The following is a 19,173-nucleotide window of genomic DNA, read 5'->3' on the forward strand; positions in this document are numbered from 1 at the left end:
CCAGGCTGGTCATCCCTGGCCATTGCGCACGAGGATGCGGGCAGAGTAGTCAACCCGGTGGAGATAAACCGGATCGCCGGTGGCCTGAAAATATTCGTCGACGGCTTTTCTTGCGCCCTGCCAGTGACCGTAGTCGTCGAGAATCAGAATGCCCTTGGAATCCAGTAGAGGAAAGAGGTGCTGCAGCTCATGCCGGGTGGATTCATACCAATCGGTGTCCAGTCTCAGCAGGGCCACGTGTTTTGGAATGGTGTTGGGAATGGTGTCCTCGACCTTGCCCTTGATGAGGAGGATTTTGTCTTCGGGGTATCCGGTGGAAATCATGTTGGCGCGGACGTCTTCGATGCTGGCTTCGCACCAGACGCCTGTGCCTTTGGGTTCCTCTTTGAGTTGGACCGCAGCCGGGCGACCATCGACACTGAAGTCATCATCCGTGGGCTCGGACATGCCTTCGAAGGTGTCGAATAGATAAAGGGTCCGGCTGACGTCGTTGTTTGCCAGCAGCACCTTGGCGATAATCATCATGCTGCCACCGCGCCAAACTCCGCACTCGACGATGTCGCCAGGAATTTGGTTTTTGGACACATAGGTGACGGCCTGCAGCAAGGAGGTCATTCGTTCCACCGTGGTCATGGTGTAGGGTTGAACCGACAACAGAATTTCTTTCTCCTGTTGGCTCAGTTCAGGGTAGTTTTCCAGCTGGGAGCGCAATTGCGTGGGCTCATGGCGAACCAGATCGAGGCCGATGCTCTGAAGCGCTGTCTTGACGAGTTTTTTCATGGAGGTTGGTGAAGTTGAAAGGGGGTGACGGCCTGAGACCGGCCATGAATGATCAGTTCTCCTGGGTCAGCCAGGCTTCCACCATGTCGCACAAAATGTGCCCAACGAGGAGGTGACATTCCTGGGCGCGGGCAGTGACGGGGGAGGGGGCGCGAAAGGCCAGGTCTGCCAGTTCGGCGCATGGTCCACCTGCTTCAGCGGTGAAGGCGATGGTGAAACACTGGCGGGCCTTGGCGGCTTGCAGGCCCTTGATGACATTGGGACTTTGACCCGAGGTAGAAATGCCGATGGCGACGTCGCCTGGCTGGGCGAGGGCTTCGACCTGACGTGCGTAAACTTCTTCAAAGCCGAAATCGTTTCCACAGGCGGTCAGAATGGAGGTGTCGGTGGTCAGCGCCATGGATGGCAGGGCCCGCCGATTTTTGCGAAAGCGGACCACCAGTTCGGCTGCCAGGTGCTGGGCATCTGCGGCGCTGCCACCATTGCCGAAGAAGAGCACCTTGTTGCCGGCTTTGAGGCAGTCGATGATCTTCTGACCGAGGGATTCGATCAAGGGGGTGGCGGAACTCAGTGCTTGCACCGTCGCCAGATGTTCTGCGAGGTGGGCGGAGATGAGGTTTTGGTAGGAAGTCATGAAAATTTAGGAATTAGGAAGCAGCCGCCCCATCTGGATGGTATCAGCAGGAGACCTTTGGCAGAGAGTAGCCAAGGGCGTTGAGCTCAGAGTGGGCATTTTTGTTGAGATAGACCGCGTCTTCTGGCGCGTGTTTTCTGGTGACAAATTTTCGTTGCGGAAAGTCAACATACCATGGGCCATCGAAGATGCCGGCTTCGGGGCTCAGCAAGGTGCCATCGAGCGATACGTTTTCCTCGACGAGCACCAGTTTGGTGGTTCGGAGTGCATCGGCGAGTCCCTGCAGGACGATGGCTTCATGACCTTCGGTGTCGATCTTGATGATGTCCGGTTGGACGTTCTCCCGCTGGCACCAGTCGTCGCCACGCAAGGCCATGACTTCAGTGGTGGTTTGTCCCTTCCCGGCTTCGGAGACGATGCGGTTGGTGGGATTGAAGTCGGCATTGCTGAAGGACACCGAGCCATCCTTGTCGGACAAGGCAAAGTTCCAAGCTTTGACGTTGGGTCGATGGTTGTAATCGAGGATTTTCTGCAATGCTTGAAACGTGGCTGGATGAGGTTCGAAGGCATGCATCTGCACTTCCCGCGATTCACTCATGAGCAGGGAGTAGATGCCGATGTTGGCACCGATATCGAGTCCGGTTCGGCAGAAAGTTGAATGACCCGTCACATCGAGCAGGAAGCTCATGTTGTGGTAGTCGTAAAGCCTCTGGCTCCACGCGAGGGCGACGCAGCCGTTCATCTCGGCACGATGGTTGATGGAAAGTTCCGACCGTTCCGTGAGCCGCACCTTTAGAGGAAGGGGCGCAGCGCGTTTGACCATGTGCCACAGACTGTGCCGGATGAGTGATCGAGCCGTGGAGCAGCCGGGATTGGCGGCGATGTGCTTGAAATTTTTGAAGAGGCGGAACAATCCCATGATGGATGGAGAGGGTCGCTGATTCCCCAGCGGGAAACAGGGATGAGATCAGATTCAGGCAGTGGGCGTTTTCCGTTCCCACCACATGGTGCGGCCAAAAAAATGATCGAGAACAAATCCTGCCTTGATCAGTGCGGCCGAGGCTCGTCGAGTTTCTTCATCCCCATGGATTTCGAAGACGACCCAGCGAGTGTGTGAAAGGATGCGCGGGGCTCCCTCAAGGGCAATGCCTCCTGCGCCTTCGATGTCAACCTTGAGGAGGGTGATGGACTGCACATCCGGGCAGAGATCATCGAGTCTCTCCATTCGAACGGAACGTTGCTGCTGGCCGGAGGTGGCTCCAATGCTGTTGGTGCCTTCGAGAGGATCGTCAAAGCTGACGTTTAATTCCCCGCGCTCGTTGCCGACGGCGGCAACGATGCCAGTCCAGCGATCCTGTTGATTGAGGGCGGTGATTTTGGCGGTGGTGTAAGCGATGGCCTCCTCCATCATGTCCACTCCGGTGGTGTGGATTTTTGGGCTCAGCGAAAGCCACCAGCGGGCGGTGATGCCGATGTTGACGCCGAGTTCGACGACATTGCCGCCGTCGCTCAAGGCTTGTTCAACCGGAAGATGACGCAGCTCGTGGCCGATGAAGTTGTCGAGATAATTGGTGGCTTCCGCCAGGTTTTCGATCTGACAGAGGCGGGTGGAGATTCCGTTCCCGACGCTTTTGAAAACGTAAATGCCAAGGGCGAGCCTGACGCCATTCCAACGTTCCTGTTTCCAGCTCTGGATCAGCGCGGCTGGGAAGGTGGTGACCAGATCTCGAAAGTAGGGGCGGATCGAACTCATCGTGGGGGTTGGAGGAACTAAGGGTGATTTGAGTCAGTCAGCTGGCGTAGGCTGCCAACAACTCTTCGGGACTCACACAGGCGGTTCCCAGTTTGCCGACAACGATGCCGCTGGCTTGGTTGGCGATGTCGGCGGCTTCCTCGGAGCTTTTGCCCGCGGCGAGGGCAAGGGTGAGGATGGCGATGGCAGTGTCTCCAGCACCCGAGACATCATAGACCTCCTGGGCGCAGGTGGGGATGCAATGCGGAGCTTGATCGCGTCGGAACAACATCATGCCTTGTTCACCCAGGGTGACAAGAACCTGCGGCACCTGCCATTTTTCAAGCAGGATGCGGCCGACTTCGAGCAGTTCGCTGTTTTCGCCCGGTGAGACGTCAAAATGGTGATCTTCAAGTCCGGCTGCGGCAAAAGCTTCCAGGCGGTTCGGTTTCACCAGATCGACACCCGACCAATTCAAGGGATTGCGCGGGGAAGGGTCCACTGTGATGAGAACCTTGTGCTCAGCGGCGATGGCGGTCACGGCGTTGACGAGCGCTTCGGTGACAAAACCTTTGCCGTAGTCTTCGATGATGATGGCATCCAGTTCGTTGATGATGGAACCAAGTCGATGACTCACTTCGCTGATCTCTTCATCGGTGAGCCACACCAGCTTCTCGCGGTCCACCCGCACGATCTGCTGCTGACGCGCCACGATGCGGGCTTTGGAAATGGTGGGGATGGAGTCACTGATGAGCAGGGTGCTGGTGGCAACGCCGTCTGCTTCGAGGAGAAAACTCAAATCGGCGGACTGACTGTCCTTGCCCACACGACCCATGAGCGACACCAGCGGAGTGAAGCGGGCGAGATTGCACGCCACGTTGGCCGCGCCGCCAGGATTCAAAGTTTCCTCAACCACTTCAACGACCGGCACGGGCGCTTCGGGAGAAATCCTGCGCACGTTGCCGCGCACAAAACGGTCGAGCATGACATCGCCGATGACAAGGATGCGGCACTGGCGGAAGCGGTCGAGATCGGCGGAAGTCACAGGAAATCAGATCAAATCTATATCAGGCTTTGGCGCGACGGGTGCGAACCGCGGCAGCAAGTTCTTCGAGGACGCCTTCGGTGGTTTCCCAGGAGACGCATGCGTCGGTGATGCTCAAACCATAAGCAGGTTTTTCGCCAGGTTGGATTTCTTGACGACCGGCCTTCAAATGACTTTCAATCATCACGCCGGTGATGCCACGTCCGCCCGATGCGATTTGCTGGGCGATGTCACGCGCTACCAGGGGCTGGCGGTTGAAGTCCTTGAGGCTGTTGCCATGGCTGCAATCGACCATCAAATGAGGAGGAAGTCCCCGGGCTTGAAGCTGGGCGACGGCGTTGGCGACGGAAGCCGCATCGTAGTTGGGTGATGCCTTGCCGCCGCGCAGGATGACGTGGCAGGCCTCGTTGCCGCGCGTTTTCACGATGGCGGCGTGGCCGCTTTTGGTGACCGAAAGGAAGACATGTGAGCCTTGGGCGGCGGCGATGGCATCTAGAGCGATCTGGATGTTCCCGTCGGTGCCGTTTTTGAATCCGACCGGCATGGACAAGCCGGAAGCGAGCTGACGATGCACCTGGCTTTCCGTCGTGCGGGCTCCGATGGCACCCCAGGCGACGATGTCGGCGATGTATTGCGGCGTGATGACATCGAGAAATTCGGTGCCTGCGGGAACGCCGAGTTTGGCGATGCGGGTGAGCAGGCTGCGGGCTTCGCGAAGGCCGGTATTGATGTCGAAACTCTCGTCCAGACGCGGGTCGTTGATAAAACCTTTCCAGCCGACGGTCGTGCGCGGTTTTTCAAAATAGACGCGCATGACGATTTCGAGATCATCCGCGTAACGATCACGGGCGATTTTGAGTTTGTCGGCGTATTCGAGTGCGGATTCGGCGTCGTGGATGGAGCAGGGCCCGGCAACGACCAGGAGGCGGTCGGCTTTGCCAATCAGAATTTCTTCGGCTGCCTGGCGTGAGCGTGTGACAAGATCCTGTTCGGCTTCACCGAGCGCAATTTCGTCCATCAGCACTCCTGGTGAAACAAGATCGCGGATGTCTTCAATGCGCAGGTCGTCGGTGCGGTGTTTATCACTCATGTTGAATAGTTCGGTCTGGTCGGTGGGGATACGCAGCATCCGCAGAGCAGTCGTTGACGCAAGCAGGAAGTCGATTTTGAGCGTCGAGTTGGTCAAATTTATAACGGAGAAAAGCTGCCGCCATCGGTCGCCAGGGGGGGAGGCACCGCAATCGTGGGAGGGAGGGGGGATTTGGTCACAGGCGGGCAGGACTGGTGACTAAAGTAACACCTGAAAGGTATAGTTACCCTTCTGTCAAAGTGTCTTGCACGGGTTTTTGGTGCAGATTCTCTACGGAGAGCGAAACAGCCAGGAGGTTTCCCGAAGGAGAGGGCGGATTAACGCGTGGTCATCATGTCACGCACCGCACGATCACTGAGCACTTTGGAAGCAGGCACCTCAATGATGTTGGAGCGTCCAAGAAACTCGAGGAGCACACGCACGCGGTCCGCTCCATTGGCAATGCTCTCCACGATGCCCTTGAGTCCGCGCATGGGCCCTTCGGCCACTTCGACGGTGTCGCCAACCTGCACGCCCTGGTGAATTTCGCGGACTTCCTGGTCGAGCATTTCAACGCGCAGATCGGCAATGACCTGATCGGGAATGCTGACCGTTTTGCCGCCGAAATCGACGATGCGGATGACGTTGTGCGCATGGCGAACCGCCCGGTAGCTCTCGGCGTAGACGAATCGCGCGAAAAAGTAGCTGGGAAAAAGGGCCTCTATGAACCAAACCTTTCCGCGGGGCGTGCTGCGTTGAAAGCGCAGACGTGGGCAGTAGGTTTCCACCTCGTCAAATTGACTGAGGGCAGCGGCGGCCAGATGCTCGCATTTTGGCTTTGTATGAATGCAATACCATTGCGGTTGAGTAGGATCGGACATGTGTGGGGATGAGCGGGACTCGTCTCTAGCTTCGGGCAGGACGTGCCGGATTGCAAGCCATGGTTGGCGCTCCCGCGTCGTTGGATGGGATTGCAACCGAACGAGAAAGGACTGAGTGCGGGGCCTACTTGATGTCCGCTGGAAACTCTCCCTTCGCTGCCAATTTCAGAAATTCTTCACGTTTTTCGGGACTGCGTCGCACCAGGGCGGCGAGCTTGGAGTGGTTGGTTTCGAAATAGATCAGTTCGTTGGTCGCTTCATCCCGCAAACCAAAGACATAATATTTGTAAACCATGCCCCCGACATTGCTGGCGTCGCGATAGGCGTCGAAGGTGACTTGGGAGGATTTGAATGCAAAATCCCGACGCGTCCCGACCTCAACTGCCGGAACGGCGACGGTTTCCTTGGACCAGACGACATAAGCTTCGCGACGATGGCGGTATTTTTCTTCGGTATCCATCGTGATGACCAGCATCGTCATGCTGGCAGCGGGCATGGGTCGGGTGGAGGAACCTTCGATCCCGACCGAGGGGGTGATGGTCATGGTTTTGCGGTAAAAACTGTCTTCGACCTGATCACGCTTGGTGCCGATTTTGACGGTGACACGCAATCCGGGATATTTGGAAGCGAGGTCGGCGGGCAGATTCTGGGCGTTGGCCGTGGGCAGGGTCAAGGCAATGGAGAAAAATAAAAGGCGGGCAAGCATAACGGAGTAAATAGAACGCTGAATGGTGGGTTTTTCTTATTACTTCATGATGTTTTGGTGATGACAGTTTAGCTGAAGTGTGAATTTGAGGGCTTGCATCCCGGGACACTTTCGGCCTTGATGCAATCATGATGAAGCTGCGTTTTTTGCCTCTTTGGTGTTTATTGGGCTGCCTGGAATTGACCGCGGCACCTCCCGAGGCTGATCGCATCGTCGTGTTGGGAGACAGCATCACTGCCTCGGGGCAGTATCTGGAGTATCTGGAAACGATCCTTATGGTTCAGACAGCGAAACGTTACGAGTTCCTGAATTTGGGACTGAGCAGCGAGACGGTTTCCGGATTGTCGGAGCCGGGGCATGCTGCCGGGAAATTTCCCCGACCCGGCTTGCATGAGCGTCTGCAACGGGTGTTGGACAAAACCAAACCGGACTTGGTTCTCGCCTGCTACGGCATGAACGATGGGATCTATTTTCCGCTGAAACAGACACGGTTTGACCGGTTCACGACGGGCATTGAGCAATTGCGGTCGAAGGCAAAAGCGGCGGCGGCTGACGTGATCCATCTCACCCCGCCGGTTTTTGATCCTTTGCCGATCAAGGACAAGGTGATGCCGGCAGGCTTGAATGCTTATCCGCGCCCGTTTGAGGGCTACAACCGGGTGTTGGATCGTTACAGCGAATGGCTGGTGGGCAGACGATCGGCAGGCTGGAAGGTGATTGATGTGCATGGTCCGATGAACGCCGCCCTCGCTGAGCAACGGAAAGCCAACGCGGAGTTCACTTTCGCCACCGATGGGGTGCATCCCACCAAGGAAGGGCATTGGATCATCAGCCAGGCAATTCTGGATGCCTGGGACGTCAAACACGACTGGGTTTTGGAAGATTTGGTGGAGCCTCAGGGCAGGCTGGCGGCTCTCTACAAGCTGGTGGGGGATCGCCAAAAAGTGTTGAAGTCGGCGTGGTTGGAAGCCTGTGGACACAAGCGTCCGGGCGTTGCCAAAGGACTGCCGTTGGAGGAGGCGAAGACGAAGGCGGAGGAGATCAGCAAATCTCTTGTCGCGCTTTTGGAATCGAGTGGAGGATTCACGAAAAAGGAAGAGGTCGGTAAACCCGCGATGGAGGAGAAAGCGGGGACAACCGCCAAACCCGGATTGTTTCCTGGCACGCGCAGCGTCTGGCAGGGGTATGACCGGTATGATTTTGACTGGCAGGGCATCACCGCGACGATTGTTGCGCCGAAGGAGGCGGCGGCGGGCAAACCGTGGGTCTGGCATGGGGAGTTTTTCGGACACAAACCCGATCCCGATGCGGCGCTTTTGGGCAAGGGGTTTCACATCGTGTTTTTGAAGATGAACGACACGCTTGGTTGTCCTGCGACGGTGAAAACTTGGACGGAATTTTATCAACATTTGACCAAACAATACCGGTTCAGCAAAAAGCCCGCGCTGGTAGGATTGAGTCGGGGTGGATTGTATTGTTACAACTGGGCCATTGCCAATCCGGGCAAGGTTTCGTGCATCTATGCGGATGCGCCGGTGTGTGATTTCAAAAGCTGGCCTGGTGGCAAAGGCGAAGGTCCGGGCGATCCACGCAACTGGGCGCTGGTGCTGAAATTGTGGAATTTCAAAGACGAGGCGGAGGCGCTTGCCTACAAAGGGAATCCGGTGGATGCGCTGGCGCCGCTGGCGAAAAACAAGGTGCCGTTGTTGCATGTATTTGGCGATGCAGATGAGGTGGTGCCCGCAGAGGAGAACACCTTGCTGCTGGCTGAACGTTACCGGAAACTCGGCGGAACCATCGAACTGATCGCCAAAGCAGGGGGGAAACACCACCCGCACGGATTGCAGGACAGTGCGCCCATTGTGAATTTTATTGCCCGCCATGCAAAGTGATCGCCGCTTTACATCCGCAGAAATGCACGCAACTGTCCCAAACTCCATGAGCAGACAAGACAATCTCGAATCCTTCTTCCGCGACGGCAAAACCGTCATTCTTCCCATCGACCACGGGGTTGCCGTGCCCGTGCCCGGCCTGGAAAACCCATTTCAGCTGATCGAAGACGTCAATCCTTATGTGGATGGTTTTGTGGTGAACCTGGGACTTGCGCTGCGTTGCGGAGACCTTCTCACCGGCAAGGGCATCTGTTTGCGCACCGATGTTTACAACACCCGTCTGACCGGCAAGGGCGCGGGCAGCATCAATGTGTATGGTTGCAGCGAAGCCGAAATGGTTGGTGCAACGGGCGTGATGAACATGCTTTTCCCTGGCGGTGAAAACGAAGAGGCGATCACGCAGAATTGTGCGGATCTCATCAGCGAAAGCCTCGATGTGGACATTCCGGTGATTTTGGAAACGCTCCCAGTCGGCCTCGGGCAGTCGAAGCATTACACGGTGGAAAACATCGGATTCGCCGTGCGTCTGGCCGCCGAGATGGGCGCGGATGTGGTGAAAACCGCTTATCCGACCAATGGCACGGTGGATGATTTTAAGGCGATCGTGGACAGTTGTTTTGTGCCGGTGATCGTGCTTGGCGGTGCTCCGATGGGCAATGATCTCGATCTGCTTTCCATGGTTTCCGACGCGATGAAAGCCGGTGCGGCTGGGATTGCGATTGGACGCAATGTCTGGCAGCATCCGAATCCCATGGCCATTGCACGCAGCCTTTCGGCGATCGTTCACGAGGGTGCCAAGGTGGAAGAGGCGCTGATGTTGATGAAGGAGCCGTTCTAAATCACATTCCAACCGACACTTTGAACCTCATCGTCGGAGTCTTCCGGTGATGAGGTTTTTTCTAGCTGGAGACCGCCAGTCTGCGGTGCGGTTACAGCAGTTCGCTTGCGCCGCCATCGACATCCAGTTCGCGGACGCGTTTGCGGTCGCGTTCACGTTGAACCGCGGTGCGGACCAATTCGAGCAACGCCATGATGTCGGGAACCGCCTTGATGCTGACGTTGGGGGTGCTGGCGTCCGAGGTGACCAGGTGCAAATTTCCCAATCCGACCATGCGCAGGAACAGAGGTTGTTCGATGGAATAGTCCTTCACACGAAACAGTTCCAGGTCGTCGAAGGTGCGGGTCAGAATCCCGGTGGAGCGACGCAACCGTTGGGTGGTCAGTTCATAGGAGGTGGTTTTGGTGACCCACCAGCGAATGGCTGCCGCGACGGCGGGAATGATCAGTCCGATTGCGGCAAGACCGCCCGTAAAAACGGCGGCAACCACGATGCCAATGGCTACGATAAAGCAAAGAACGTAAAACCACAGATGGATCCACTGCGAGGAGTGCCCCTGCCAAAGCTTGGTTTCCTCGGGTTGATTGAGGGTAGGTGCGATGTTGTCCATGGAGATAAAGAGTAAATCGGTGCGCCCCAACATACCGCCGAATTCTTTCCCCGCCAGCATTCTTGCGGAAAGTAGAAGGATCGTCCCGATCCTTGAACTGGCTTGAGCGAACTCCCTTGAGCCAATTTCTGTCGAGGGCATGGAATCTGCTTCTCGGATTATTCTTCTCTATTCAGATCTTCGTCCAAACCCATGAACTCAATCGCTTCACCTCAACGCCCACAGTTTCTCCGTTTTCTGGCCGTTATGTTTTTTGCCTTTGCCGCCTGCCTGCAGGCGGGCGAGTTCGAAGGTGTTTATCGATCTGGGGCGGACGGAAAGGCGGCGGACCGGCTTTACACGATCAAAAAGGTGGGGGACGACAAATACACCGTCACCACCAACGACTGGGTGTCGACGGTCTACTACGACAAACATCAGGACGACTACAAAGGAGTGTTTCGCTTCAACGACTTTCCGCCGGTTGCGGGCAATGAGTTCACCAAAGGCGGGGCTCGCGAGAACGCCGTGGGTTTCCACATTTATGAAATCACCGAGGACGGTGGCATCAAGGTGATTTTCCAATGGCGTCGCGCCGCCAGGGATGGGCAGGGCACCTTCAAACTGGTGAAGGTGAAGTAATTCGCATCTCCGTCCCAACGAACGGGACGACTCATCACAGCCCGGCTTTGGCCCAGCGATTGGCGAGCAGTCCGTTGACGAAGAGTTGCAACGGATGATAGAACATGATGGGCAGCAGAATGAGTGACAGGTCGGCCCGATCGCCGAAGATGAGCATGGCAAGAGGGACGCCCATGGCGAGGGTCTTCTTCACGGAGCAGAAGTAGGCGGCGATGTGGTCTTCGCGGTTGAGCTTGAGGGCACGACTGGAGAGATGAACCAGCAGGGATATGAGCGTGAAAAGAGCGATGACAACGGCGATCGTTTGCACCGTCAGCAGCGGGCCATAACGATGCCAGATGTCCTGTTCGACGGAGTCGCAGAAGGCGGTGTAAACGATGAATAAAATGACGGCATTGGAGATTCGGGTGACCCATGCTTTGTTGGCATCAACGAAACCCTTTATGCGGGGTCGGATCAGCATGCCAACAGCGAATGGCAGCAGGGTAAGTAGAGTGATCTTTAGCAGCAGTGGCCCGAAGGGCGTGGAGGTGTCAGCAGCGACTCCGCTGCGTTGCATGAGCAGATGCACAAGGACGGGGGTGAGAATGACGCCGGCGATGTTGGAGAGCGCGGCGTTGAAAAGGGCGCCGGCGGTATTGCCGCGGGCGACGGCGGTCAATACCACCGAGGTGGAGATCGTCGAGGGAAGCACGCAGAGATAGAGGAAGCCGTCCTTGATGGCGGCGGGTTCAGTGGTCCAGATCATGGGGACGATGAAATGAAACAACAGGCCCACGAGAGGAAAGATGACAAAGGTGTAGCCTTGGATGATGAGGTGCAGCCGCCAGTTGGCGGCACCGGATTTGATCTTTTCTACGGCAAGCGATAGGCCTTGGAGGAAAAGGATCAGAGCGATGCCGACGTTGTTGAGGAGTTCTGGTTGGAGGATGCCGTGGCGTGAACCGGGGCCGGGCACGATGAAGGCAAGAATGACGGCAATGAAGAGACCGATGAGGAATCCGTTGGTGCGCAGCCAGGAGGAGTTGGGTGAAGGATTTTTCAAGGTGGAAGCTGGATGAGATGCACAGCTTGGTGGTGGTGCGCCGGGTGTGGTGTTTGATTGCAAATGGTGGCGGGGTGCGCAAGTGTTGTGTTGTTTTCTTTATGAAGCTTCCTGAATGCGTGAAAGCAACCGAACCGGTGCCAGGGTATCCCGTTTATGTGATCGATCACCCCACCATGAGAGCAAAGGTGGCATTGCACGGGGCGCAGGTGATGGAATGGACGCCGGAGGGGGAGAAGCCGGTAATTTATTTGAGTCCTGATGCGGTGTTGAAGGAGGGCAAGGCGATTCGTGGAGGAGTGCCGTTGTGCTGGCCATGGTTCAATGCACATCCGACGGATGCTTCGAAGCCATCACATGGTTTTGCGCGGACGAGGTTCTGGCATCTGGCGGAGATGGAGGCTTGCGATGAGGGGGTGAGGATGGTGTTTGATTTGGCGAGCGATGATGAGACGAGACGGCTGTGGGATTTCGTGTTTGAGCTGCGGGTGGTGATCGAAGTGGGACAGGTTTTGCGGGTGAAATTGGAGACGCGGAACGTGGGCGAGACGGAGTTTACGATTGGTGAGGCGTTGCATGCCTATCTGGCGGTGGGGGAGGTGCGCGAAGTCGAGGTGCGTGGTTTGGCAGGGAAGAATTTTCTGGACACGGTAGGTGAGCCCATGATGAGGAAACAGGTGGGGGAGTTGAAGTTTGAGGGCGAGGTGGACCGACAGTATGAGTGTGCGGAGACGGTGACGGTGCATGATGCGGCGTGGGCGCGGGTCATTGAGATTTCGAAGTCGGGCAGTGGGACGACGACAGTGTGGAATCCGTGGGCGGAGAAAGCGGGGGAGTTGAGCGATCTGCCGGATGATGGGTATCGGCATTTTGTATGTGTGGAGGCGGCCAATGCAGGTCCTGCCCTGGTGGTGGTGCCGCCGGGTGGAAGGCATGTGATTGAGACGGTGATCGCGGTGTCAGCCGAATAGAAAACCCAAACTGGTCAGAAGAGTGAGCGATGGCGATTGCAACAAATCCGTGACTTGTGGTCGTCCCGGATCGAAGTTTGCTTGATCATGAACCATCCGCCCGCCCGTGTGCTTTCGCGTCGTCAGTTTGCCCAGTATTTAGGGGCTGGAGCGGTGATTGCCGCCTCAAACCGTGTGCTGCCGAATTGGTTGACCGCACAAACCGTGACGCCGGCGGCACAGGCGACCCCGTTTTTGGACGGGCTGAATTTTCCTGCGGTGCCGAACAACATGAATGATGGGGTGACGTTGCCGGAAGGTTTTGTCAGCGAGGTGCTGGTGAAGTATGGCGATGTGATCAACGATCGTGGGGAGACTTTTGGTGAGGACGCCGATTATCTCGCATTTGTGTTGGATGACGAATCGCGGGGCTGGCTGTGGGTGAACCATGAGAACAGCTGGTGGTTGAAAGGGGAGGACTTGCTGCGCGGCGTTGGGGGATCGTGTTTGCGTTTGCGCCGTGATGAATCCACCGGGAGATGGAGGCCGGTGGTGAAGGCGGAGGAGAACTTTCGGGTGAACGGATTGGATACCAAGATTCAACTGCTGGGTCCGGCGGCGGGCAGCGACGTGATGGGCGGGGTGACGGAGGTGCTGGGGTCGGTGGGGAACTGCGGTGGTGCGGTTTCACCATGGGGGACCTTTTTTAGTGGGGAGGAGAATTATTATGAGTTCACCGGCGATCCCGATACGCCGGCCGGGGCGGAGGCTCCGGTGCATGAGTTGCCCGAAAATCTGCGTCGTCCAGCGCGGCACTATGGATGGATGGTGGAAATCGATCCGCAGACGCGGGAAGTTTTTAAACACACGGGGTTGGGTCGCTTTGCGCATGAAAACGTGGCGTTTGGTCAGACGGCAGATGGACGTCTGGTTGCCTACCAAGGTGACGACAAGGCGGGCATGCATCTCTACAAATACCTGTCGCGCGGGAAGTATGATGCGGGGGCGGGCAAAGCGGCCAATCGAGCGTTGTTGACGGACGGAACCTTGCATGTGGCGAACCTTGAACAACGTCGTTGGATTCCGCTGGACCCGGAGTTGACGCCTGCGTTGAAGGAGCAGGGCATGACGCTGGCGGACATCTGTGTGCGCACACGGGCGGCATCGATCATTGCTGGCGGCAGTGCGTTGATGCGGCCGGAGGATGTGGAGATCCATCCGCAGACGGGGGAGGTGTATTGCGCACTGACGTCGTGGGAAAATGCCCAGGGCAAGGTGGGCGCGATTCTGGCGTTGCGTGAGGCGGGTGGCGATCATGGGGCGTTAACCTTCGAGCATGAGATTCTGCATGAAGGGGGGCAGGCCGATGGTTTGACCTGGCAGGACAATCTTGCGTTTGGTCCGGCCAACGAGTTGCTGGTGACGACCGATTACAAGGTGGACAAAGACAAACCTCAGCCAGGAACTCCATGGGAACAGTTTGGCAACAACGGATTGTTTGTGGTGCCTACTTCGGGTCCGGATCGGGGCAAGGCGAAGCGTTTTATGAGCGGGCCGTTGGGAGCGGAGTTGTGTTCGCCCACGTTGAGTCCTGACCGGATGGAGCTGTGGGTGAACGTGCAGCATCCGGGTGAAGGAGGCATTGGCCACTGGCCCGGCGGTGGCGACAGTCAGCCGGTCAGCGGACTGGTGGTGGTGAAGCGGGAATCAGGCGAGAAGGGGATTTAGAACGTGTCCGTGGACGTCGGTGAGGCGGCGGTCGATGCTGTTGTGGCGGATGGTGAGTTTTTCGTGATCGATGCCGAGGGCGTGGAGGATGGTGGCGTGGATGTCGTAGACCGTGGTGGTGTGGTTGCGGTCCTGGGGTTTGAAACCCCATTCGTCGCTGTGGCCGTAGGTGCCGCCTTTGATGCCGCCGCCGCAGAGCCAGTTGGTGAAAACGAAGGGGTTGTGATCGCGTCCTTCGCTTCCTTGACTGCAGGGCATGCGGCCGAATTCGGTGGTCCAGAGGATGATGGTGTCGTCGAGCATGCCGCGTTGTTTGAGGTCTTTGATAAGGGCGGCGGCACCGTGGGACATGCCGAGGGCGAGGGGGGCGTGGTCGCGCTGGATGTTTTCGTGGCTGTCCCAGTTGCGTCGGGGGAAGCCGTTGTCGTTGCCGCTCCACACCTGGACGAATTTGACGCCGCGTTCGAGGAGGCGGCGGGCGATGAGGCATTTGCGTCCGAAGAATTCGGTTTCGGCGCGGGTGTTGAGGGTGGTGTCGTCGATGCCGGGACCTTCGGGGGCGAGTCCGTAGAGATTTTTGATATGGGCGGGTTCGCGGCTGATGTCGAGGGCGTCGGTGGCGCTGAGCTGCATGGCGGCGGCGAGTTCGTAGGAACGGACGCGGGCGTTGAGTCGGTCGTCGCCGGGACGGTCATCGGCGTGTTGTTGGTTGAGGCGGGAGAGGAGGTTGAGTCCGGCGATGTCGTTGGCGGGATTGATGAAGGTGCTTTTCGGTGGGTGGAGGTCGGCGATGGGTTCGGATTTGCCGGGGCGGATGACGGTGCCTTGATGTTGGGCGGGAAGGAAGGCGTTGGCCCAGTTTTTGGAGCCGTTGGAGGCGAGGCCGCGGTGGTCGGGGAGAACGACGAAGGAGGGGAGGTTGGCGCGTTCGCTGCCGAGGGCGTAGCTGACCCATGAGCCGGCGCTGGGGAAGCCGGGGAGGTTGAAGCCGGTGGTTTGCAGGAGGGTGCCCTGGCTGTGGACGCCGGTTTTGGCAGTGAGGTTGTGGACGAAGGCGATGTCATCGACGACGCTGCCGAGCGGGGCGACGATGTCGCTGAGGTGTTTGCCGCTGTGTCCGTAGGGTCGGAAGGCCCAAGGGCTGGCGAGGGTGGCACCGGGGGTGCTTTGGAAGAGTTCGACGGCTTCGCCAGGGTCCCAGGGCTGGCCGTGTTTTTGGTTGAGGAGCGGTTTGTGATCGAAGGTGTCGACGTGGCTGGCGGCACCGGCCATGAAGAGTTGGACGACGCGGGTGGCGCGTGGGGGGTGATGGAGGATGCGGCTGTTGGTGGGAGGGGTGTTGGCGAGGAGATTGTCGGATTGGAGGAGGTCGGCAAGGGCGAGGCCGCCGAAGGTGCTGGTGAGGGAGGCGAGCAGGGATCGACGGGAGAGGGCGGTGGGATCTTTTTTAGTCGACATAGATGAAAGCGTTGAGGTTGTAGAGGACGCGGGCGAGGCTGGCGGGGCCGTGTTGATCGAGGTGGTCGGTGAGGGCGGTAAGTTCGTGGGGGTCGGGCGGGCGGCCGAGGGTGAGCTGGGTGGCGAGGTGGATTTTTTCGTGAGGGGTGGGCGCTTCGTTGGTGAGGCGGGTGGCGAGGTGGCGGGACATGGTTTCGACGAAGCGGTTGTTCCATTGGGCGAGGGCCTGGAGGGCGGTGGTGGATTCGTCGCGCATGGGGATGCTGAGGGAGGGGTCGGCGCAGTCGAGAACGGTGAGGAGCGGTTGGGGTTGGGAGCGGACGATCATGCGGTAGATGCTGCGGCGATGGGCGAGGGGGTTTTCGGGATCATGCTGATCGTATTGGTAGTGGGGCGAGTGCTGGGGTTTGTCGATGACGAAGTCCTGGAAGCCGGGGCCGTGGCGTTGGTCGAGTTGGATGAGGTCGGTGGTGGTGAGCAGGGTGTCGCGGAATTCTTCGGCGGTGAGGCGGCGACGGTTGGCGCGCCAGAGGTGGGTGTTGGTGGCGTCGATGGTGGCGTTGTGGGGATGATGGGTGCTGGAGCGTCGGTAGGCCTGGCTGGTGAAGAGCAGGCGGATGATGTTTTTGAGGGAGTGTTGGGGGTCGTTGCGGAGGCGGATGGCGAGGTGGTCGAGAAGGGCGGGGTGACTGGGTTGAAGGCCCATGCGGCCGAAGTCGTTGGGGGTGGAAACAAGGGGTTGGGAGAAGGTCCATAACCAGAGGCGGTTGGCGATGGTGCGCCAGAAGATGGGGTTGTCGGTGCTGGTGATGGATTGGGCGAGTTGGAGTCGGGCGGTGGATTCGGGGGTGTCGGGAGGAAGGGTGAACTCGGGTTGGGCACCGGGCCAGAGCGGCGGCATGCCGGGAAGCATGAGGTCGCCGGGGGCGTTGATGTCGCCGCGATGGAGGAGGTGGATGGGGCGGGGTTTGCCGGAGGTGGGTTTGAACTGGCCTTGGGGTTTGAATTGGGTGGTGACGGCGTAGACGGATTGGCCGGGAGGGAGAGTTTGGAGTTTTTGGTTGAGCCCGGTGAGGGTGGTTTCGAGTTGGGCGATGCGTTGCGCTTTTTCGGGGGTGCGCAGTTCGTTGTGAATGGTTTGATGTTGTTGTTCGAGCTGGCGGAGTTCGGCGAGGGCGGTGGGGTTGTTGAGTTCCTGGTGGAGGATACCGTCGGTGAGGTTGTTGCGAGACCAGCGGGGTGGGGATTCGATGCTGTCGAGAGCGGTGACGGTGGTGCCGAGGGCGATGTTTTTTTGTGGATCGGTGTGGTTGTAGATCTCGATTTCGCCGAGGGCGAAGATGTGATCGTTTTGGCGGGTGGCGAGATGGGTGGCGGTGATGCGCAGGTAGCGGGTGGCGGCGAGGTGGTGGTTGATGAGGATGGGGGAGTCCTTGGGGTTTTCGAAGTCGGCTTGGGTGTGGTCGAGAAGGACGGTGACGTCGGTTTTGAAGTGGGGGTTGGTGGAGGTTTCGACTTTGAAGCGTTTGGGGAATCCGAAGCCGGGGCCGATGTTGTTGTAGTTGTCGAAGGCGGGTTGGATGCGGATTTGATGGATGGGCTGGAGGCTGCCGAGGTCGACTTGCACCCATTTGATGTCGTGGGGATTTTTGGTGATGGCGCTGTGCCAGCCGAAGGAGGGTTTGGGGGGGATGCCGTATTGCTGGCGAAGTTGGGTGATGCGGGTTTGGATGGTTTGGGTGCGTTCGGTGAGCGGGGTTTGGATGGAGCGGTTGATCTGGTCGAGTTCGGTCTGGTATTGGGTGATTTGGGATTGGAGGTTGTGCAGGGTTTTTTGCTGATCGGGGGTGGGGCCGGCGTAGATGCGGTCGGCGCGGTCGACGGCGGCGAAGATGGCGTGGAGTCGGTAGTAGTCCTCGGTGCGGATGGGGTCGGCCTTGTGATGGTGGCATTGGGCGCACTGGACGGTGGTGGCGAGGAAGACGTTGTAGGTGGCGGCGATCATTTCGTCGCGGTCCATGTGTTTGCCGATGCGGCCGTCGATTTTGTTCTCACCGACTTCGGTGTGGGCGATGTGATCCCAGGGTCCGGCGGCGAGGAAGCCGAGGGCGGCGATGGAGTCGGGATCGGGTTCGGTGGGATGGAGGGCGTCGCCGGCGATTTGTTCGGTGACGAACCGGGGGTAGGGTTTGTCGTGGTTGAGGCTGTTGATGATGTAGTCGCGATAGGGCCAGGCGTTGGGGCGCGGTTTGTCTTTGTCGTAGCCGTGGGTGTCGGCATAACGGGCGAGGTCGAGCCAGTGTTGGGCCCATTTTTCGCCGAAGGCGGGGGAGGCGAGGAGTTGATCGACGGTGGTTTCGATGGCGCGGGCGAGGCCGGCTTTTTGGCTGAGCTGGATGAAAGTGTCGACTTGTTGGGGAGTGGGCGGGAGGCCGGTGATGTCGTAGCTGAGGCGGCGGATGAGGGTGATGGGTTCGGCGTCGGGGACGGGGGTGAGGTTGAGGTTGGCGAGCTGGATGTTGATGAAGTGGTCGACGGGATGTTGGTCGAAGGGGATGGGGGTGTCGGAGAGCGGGTTGAGGCTCCACCAGTTGAGGTCGCGGGTGGGGTTGTCTTTGAGGGTAAGGTGGTCGGGCCAGGGGGCTCCGGCGTTGATCCATTGGCGGATGAGGCCGACTTGATCGGGGGTGAGGGGATCGCCCTTTTTGGGCATGGCGGGGTTGGGGCCGCTGATTTGATCGAGGAGGGTGGCGTGGAGAGAGGCCGGGGGGGCTTGGTGGAGGCGGATGTCGCCTTTGGCGCTGTGTTCGTCGTGACAGGAGAGGCAGCGTTGTTCCAGGATGGGGGCGATGTCTTTGGCGAAATCGGGGGCGGCGGGGAGGAGGGTGGGAGTGGCCGCGAGAAGGAGGAGGGTGATGAGGGTGATGGGCGGCGGGAAACGCATGGGGTATTTAACGGGATTTGAGCACAGAGTGCATGCGACGGGATCGCGTCACGTGGGGGGCTTGCGATGGAGGGGGGAGGAACGCTCGGGCTGTGGCCTGTTGACCGACGACACCAGACTGTGTAAAAACTCCCGGCTTTGGGTTGACGTGGGCGGGTTTGTCGAGATTTAAACTCTCCATGAGTCATATCCAAGGTCATGACCGCGATGAAACCCTTTTGCTGCCGCCCCGCCTTGATG

General features: G+C 58.5%; 17 protein-coding genes. 5 read left to right on the forward strand and 12 right to left on the reverse strand.

The genetic code is table 11. The annotated features are described in order from the left end of the window. Positions 1-9: 9 nt before the first annotated feature. The 8 genes from FEM03_RS11360 to FEM03_RS11395 form a co-directional block, all read right to left on the reverse strand. A complete protein-coding gene (locus FEM03_RS11360; RefSeq protein WP_138086371.1) occupies positions 10-780 on the reverse strand; it encodes a TylF/MycF/NovP-related O-methyltransferase in 771 nt (256 codons plus the stop codon). Between the two features lie 52 nt (positions 781-832). Continuing rightward, positions 833-1,414 (reverse strand): D-sedoheptulose-7-phosphate isomerase, encoded by a 582-nt coding sequence (locus FEM03_RS11365; RefSeq protein WP_138086372.1) that lies wholly within the window; start codon positions 1,412-1,414, stop codon positions 833-835. A gap of 43 nt (positions 1,415-1,457) precedes the next feature. Further along, the gene (locus FEM03_RS11370) at positions 1,458-2,333 is read right to left on the reverse strand and encodes an FkbM family methyltransferase (protein ID WP_138086373.1); all 876 of its coding nucleotides are present in this window, start codon (positions 2,331-2,333) and stop codon (positions 1,458-1,460) included. A 54-nt stretch (positions 2,334-2,387) separates the two neighbouring features. Then, on the reverse strand, positions 2,388-3,167 hold the full coding sequence (locus tag FEM03_RS11375; RefSeq protein ID WP_138086374.1) for an FkbM family methyltransferase: 780 nt from the start codon (positions 3,165-3,167) through the stop codon (positions 2,388-2,390). Between the two features lie 37 nt (positions 3,168-3,204). Further along, the gene (locus FEM03_RS11380) at positions 3,205-4,191 is read right to left on the reverse strand and encodes a bifunctional heptose 7-phosphate kinase/heptose 1-phosphate adenyltransferase (RefSeq protein ID WP_206170971.1); all 987 of its coding nucleotides are present in this window, start codon (positions 4,189-4,191) and stop codon (positions 3,205-3,207) included. A gap of 22 nt (positions 4,192-4,213) precedes the next feature. Next, the gene (locus FEM03_RS11385; RefSeq protein ID WP_343162110.1) at positions 4,214-5,320 is read right to left on the reverse strand and encodes a 3-deoxy-7-phosphoheptulonate synthase; all 1,107 of its coding nucleotides are present in this window, start codon (positions 5,318-5,320) and stop codon (positions 4,214-4,216) included. A 278-nt stretch (positions 5,321-5,598) separates the two neighbouring features. Next, the gene (nusG, locus tag FEM03_RS11390) at positions 5,599-6,141 is read right to left on the reverse strand and encodes a transcription termination/antitermination protein NusG (RefSeq protein ID WP_138086375.1); all 543 of its coding nucleotides are present in this window, start codon (positions 6,139-6,141) and stop codon (positions 5,599-5,601) included. A gap of 124 nt (positions 6,142-6,265) precedes the next feature. Continuing rightward, a complete protein-coding gene (locus tag FEM03_RS11395; RefSeq protein WP_138086376.1) occupies positions 6,266-6,814 on the reverse strand; it encodes a hypothetical protein in 549 nt (182 codons plus the stop codon). Positions 6,815-6,975: 161 nt separating this feature from the next. On the opposite strand from FEM03_RS11395, the gene FEM03_RS11400 reads away from it, so the two are divergent. Both FEM03_RS11400 and FEM03_RS11405 read left to right on the forward strand, forming a co-directional pair. Next, positions 6,976-8,739, forward strand: coding sequence for an SGNH/GDSL hydrolase family protein (locus FEM03_RS11400; protein ID WP_138086377.1), 1,764 nt, complete (start codon positions 6,976-6,978; stop codon positions 8,737-8,739). A 46-nt stretch (positions 8,740-8,785) separates the two neighbouring features. Further along, positions 8,786-9,577 carry a class I fructose-bisphosphate aldolase gene (locus FEM03_RS11405; RefSeq protein ID WP_166442795.1) on the forward strand — a complete coding sequence of 264 codons (792 nt, stop codon included), beginning with the start codon at positions 8,786-8,788 and terminating at the stop codon, positions 9,575-9,577. A gap of 91 nt (positions 9,578-9,668) precedes the next feature. Here FEM03_RS11405 and FEM03_RS11410 read toward each other — a convergent pair whose 3' ends face one another. Then, positions 9,669-10,187 (reverse strand): PH domain-containing protein, encoded by a 519-nt coding sequence (locus FEM03_RS11410; protein WP_206170972.1) that lies wholly within the window; start codon positions 10,185-10,187, stop codon positions 9,669-9,671. 246 nt (positions 10,188-10,433) lie between these two features. Here FEM03_RS11410 and FEM03_RS11415 point away from each other — a divergent pair, with 246 nt between their 5' ends. After that, positions 10,434-10,808 carry a hypothetical protein gene (locus FEM03_RS11415; protein WP_138086380.1) on the forward strand — a complete coding sequence of 125 codons (375 nt, stop codon included), beginning with the start codon at positions 10,434-10,436 and terminating at the stop codon, positions 10,806-10,808. 34 nt (positions 10,809-10,842) lie between these two features. Here FEM03_RS11415 and FEM03_RS11420 read toward each other — a convergent pair whose 3' ends face one another. Next, a complete protein-coding gene (locus FEM03_RS11420) occupies positions 10,843-11,853 on the reverse strand; it encodes a bile acid:sodium symporter family protein (protein WP_166442797.1) in 1,011 nt (336 codons plus the stop codon). A gap of 101 nt (positions 11,854-11,954) precedes the next feature. On the opposite strand from FEM03_RS11420, the gene FEM03_RS11425 reads away from it, so the two are divergent. Both FEM03_RS11425 and FEM03_RS11430 read left to right on the forward strand, forming a co-directional pair. Continuing rightward, a complete protein-coding gene (locus FEM03_RS11425; RefSeq protein WP_166442798.1) occupies positions 11,955-12,824 on the forward strand; it encodes a D-hexose-6-phosphate mutarotase in 870 nt (289 codons plus the stop codon). 87 nt (positions 12,825-12,911) lie between these two features. Then, positions 12,912-14,531: a PhoX family protein gene (locus FEM03_RS11430; RefSeq protein WP_138086383.1), complete on the forward strand. Its 1,620-nt coding sequence runs from the start codon at positions 12,912-12,914 to the stop codon at positions 14,529-14,531. Here FEM03_RS11430 and FEM03_RS11435 read toward each other — a convergent pair. Beyond that, positions 14,511-15,989, reverse strand: a complete 1,479-nt coding sequence (locus FEM03_RS11435; RefSeq protein ID WP_138086384.1) for a DUF1501 domain-containing protein — start codon at positions 15,987-15,989, stop codon at positions 14,511-14,513. The genes FEM03_RS11430 and FEM03_RS11435 overlap by 21 nt on opposite strands. After that, on the reverse strand, positions 15,979-18,933 hold the full coding sequence (locus tag FEM03_RS11440; RefSeq protein WP_138086385.1) for a DUF1549 domain-containing protein: 2,955 nt from the start codon (positions 18,931-18,933) through the stop codon (positions 15,979-15,981). The genes FEM03_RS11435 and FEM03_RS11440 overlap by 11 nt, the downstream gene beginning before the upstream one ends. Positions 18,934-19,173 lie beyond the last annotated feature (240 nt).

It is taken from the genome of Phragmitibacter flavus, from assembly GCF_005780165.1.
GTDB lineage: Bacteria > Verrucomicrobiota > Verrucomicrobiia > Verrucomicrobiales > Verrucomicrobiaceae > Phragmitibacter > Phragmitibacter flavus.

What these genes read in the sequence shown, in the direction of transcription:
- FEM03_RS11360 (WP_138086371.1), bottom strand. Translation starts at nt 780, where the DNA reads ATGAAAAAACTCGTCAAGACAGCGCTTCAGAGCATCGGCCTCGATCTG.
- FEM03_RS11365 (WP_138086372.1), bottom strand. Translation starts at nt 1,414, where the DNA reads ATGACTTCCTACCAAAACCTCATCTCCGCCCACCTCGCAGAACATCTG.
- FEM03_RS11370 (WP_138086373.1), bottom strand. Translation starts at nt 2,333, where the DNA reads ATGGGATTGTTCCGCCTCTTCAAAAATTTCAAGCACATCGCCGCCAAT.
- FEM03_RS11375 (WP_138086374.1), bottom strand. Translation starts at nt 3,167, where the DNA reads ATGAGTTCGATCCGCCCCTACTTTCGAGATCTGGTCACCACCTTCCCA.
- FEM03_RS11385 (WP_343162110.1), bottom strand. Translation starts at nt 5,320, where the DNA reads ATGCTGCGTATCCCCACCGACCAGACCGAACTATTCAACATGAGTGAT.
- nusG (WP_138086375.1), bottom strand. Translation starts at nt 6,141, where the DNA reads ATGTCCGATCCTACTCAACCGCAATGGTATTGCATTCATACAAAGCCA.
- FEM03_RS11400 (WP_138086377.1), top strand. Translation starts at nt 6,976, where the DNA reads ATGATGAAGCTGCGTTTTTTGCCTCTTTGGTGTTTATTGGGCTGCCTG.
- FEM03_RS11405 (WP_166442795.1), top strand. Translation starts at nt 8,786, where the DNA reads ATGAGCAGACAAGACAATCTCGAATCCTTCTTCCGCGACGGCAAAACC.
- FEM03_RS11410 (WP_206170972.1), bottom strand. Translation starts at nt 10,187, where the DNA reads ATGGACAACATCGCACCTACCCTCAATCAACCCGAGGAAACCAAGCTT.
- FEM03_RS11415 (WP_138086380.1), top strand. Translation starts at nt 10,434, where the DNA reads ATGTTTTTTGCCTTTGCCGCCTGCCTGCAGGCGGGCGAGTTCGAAGGT.
- FEM03_RS11425 (WP_166442798.1), top strand. Translation starts at nt 11,955, where the DNA reads ATGAAGCTTCCTGAATGCGTGAAAGCAACCGAACCGGTGCCAGGGTAT.
- FEM03_RS11430 (WP_138086383.1), top strand. Translation starts at nt 12,912, where the DNA reads ATGAACCATCCGCCCGCCCGTGTGCTTTCGCGTCGTCAGTTTGCCCAG.
- FEM03_RS11435 (WP_138086384.1), bottom strand. Translation starts at nt 15,989, where the DNA reads ATGTCGACTAAAAAAGATCCCACCGCCCTCTCCCGTCGATCCCTGCTC.
- FEM03_RS11440 (WP_138086385.1), bottom strand. Translation starts at nt 18,933, where the DNA reads ATGCGTTTCCCGCCGCCCATCACCCTCATCACCCTCCTCCTTCTCGCG.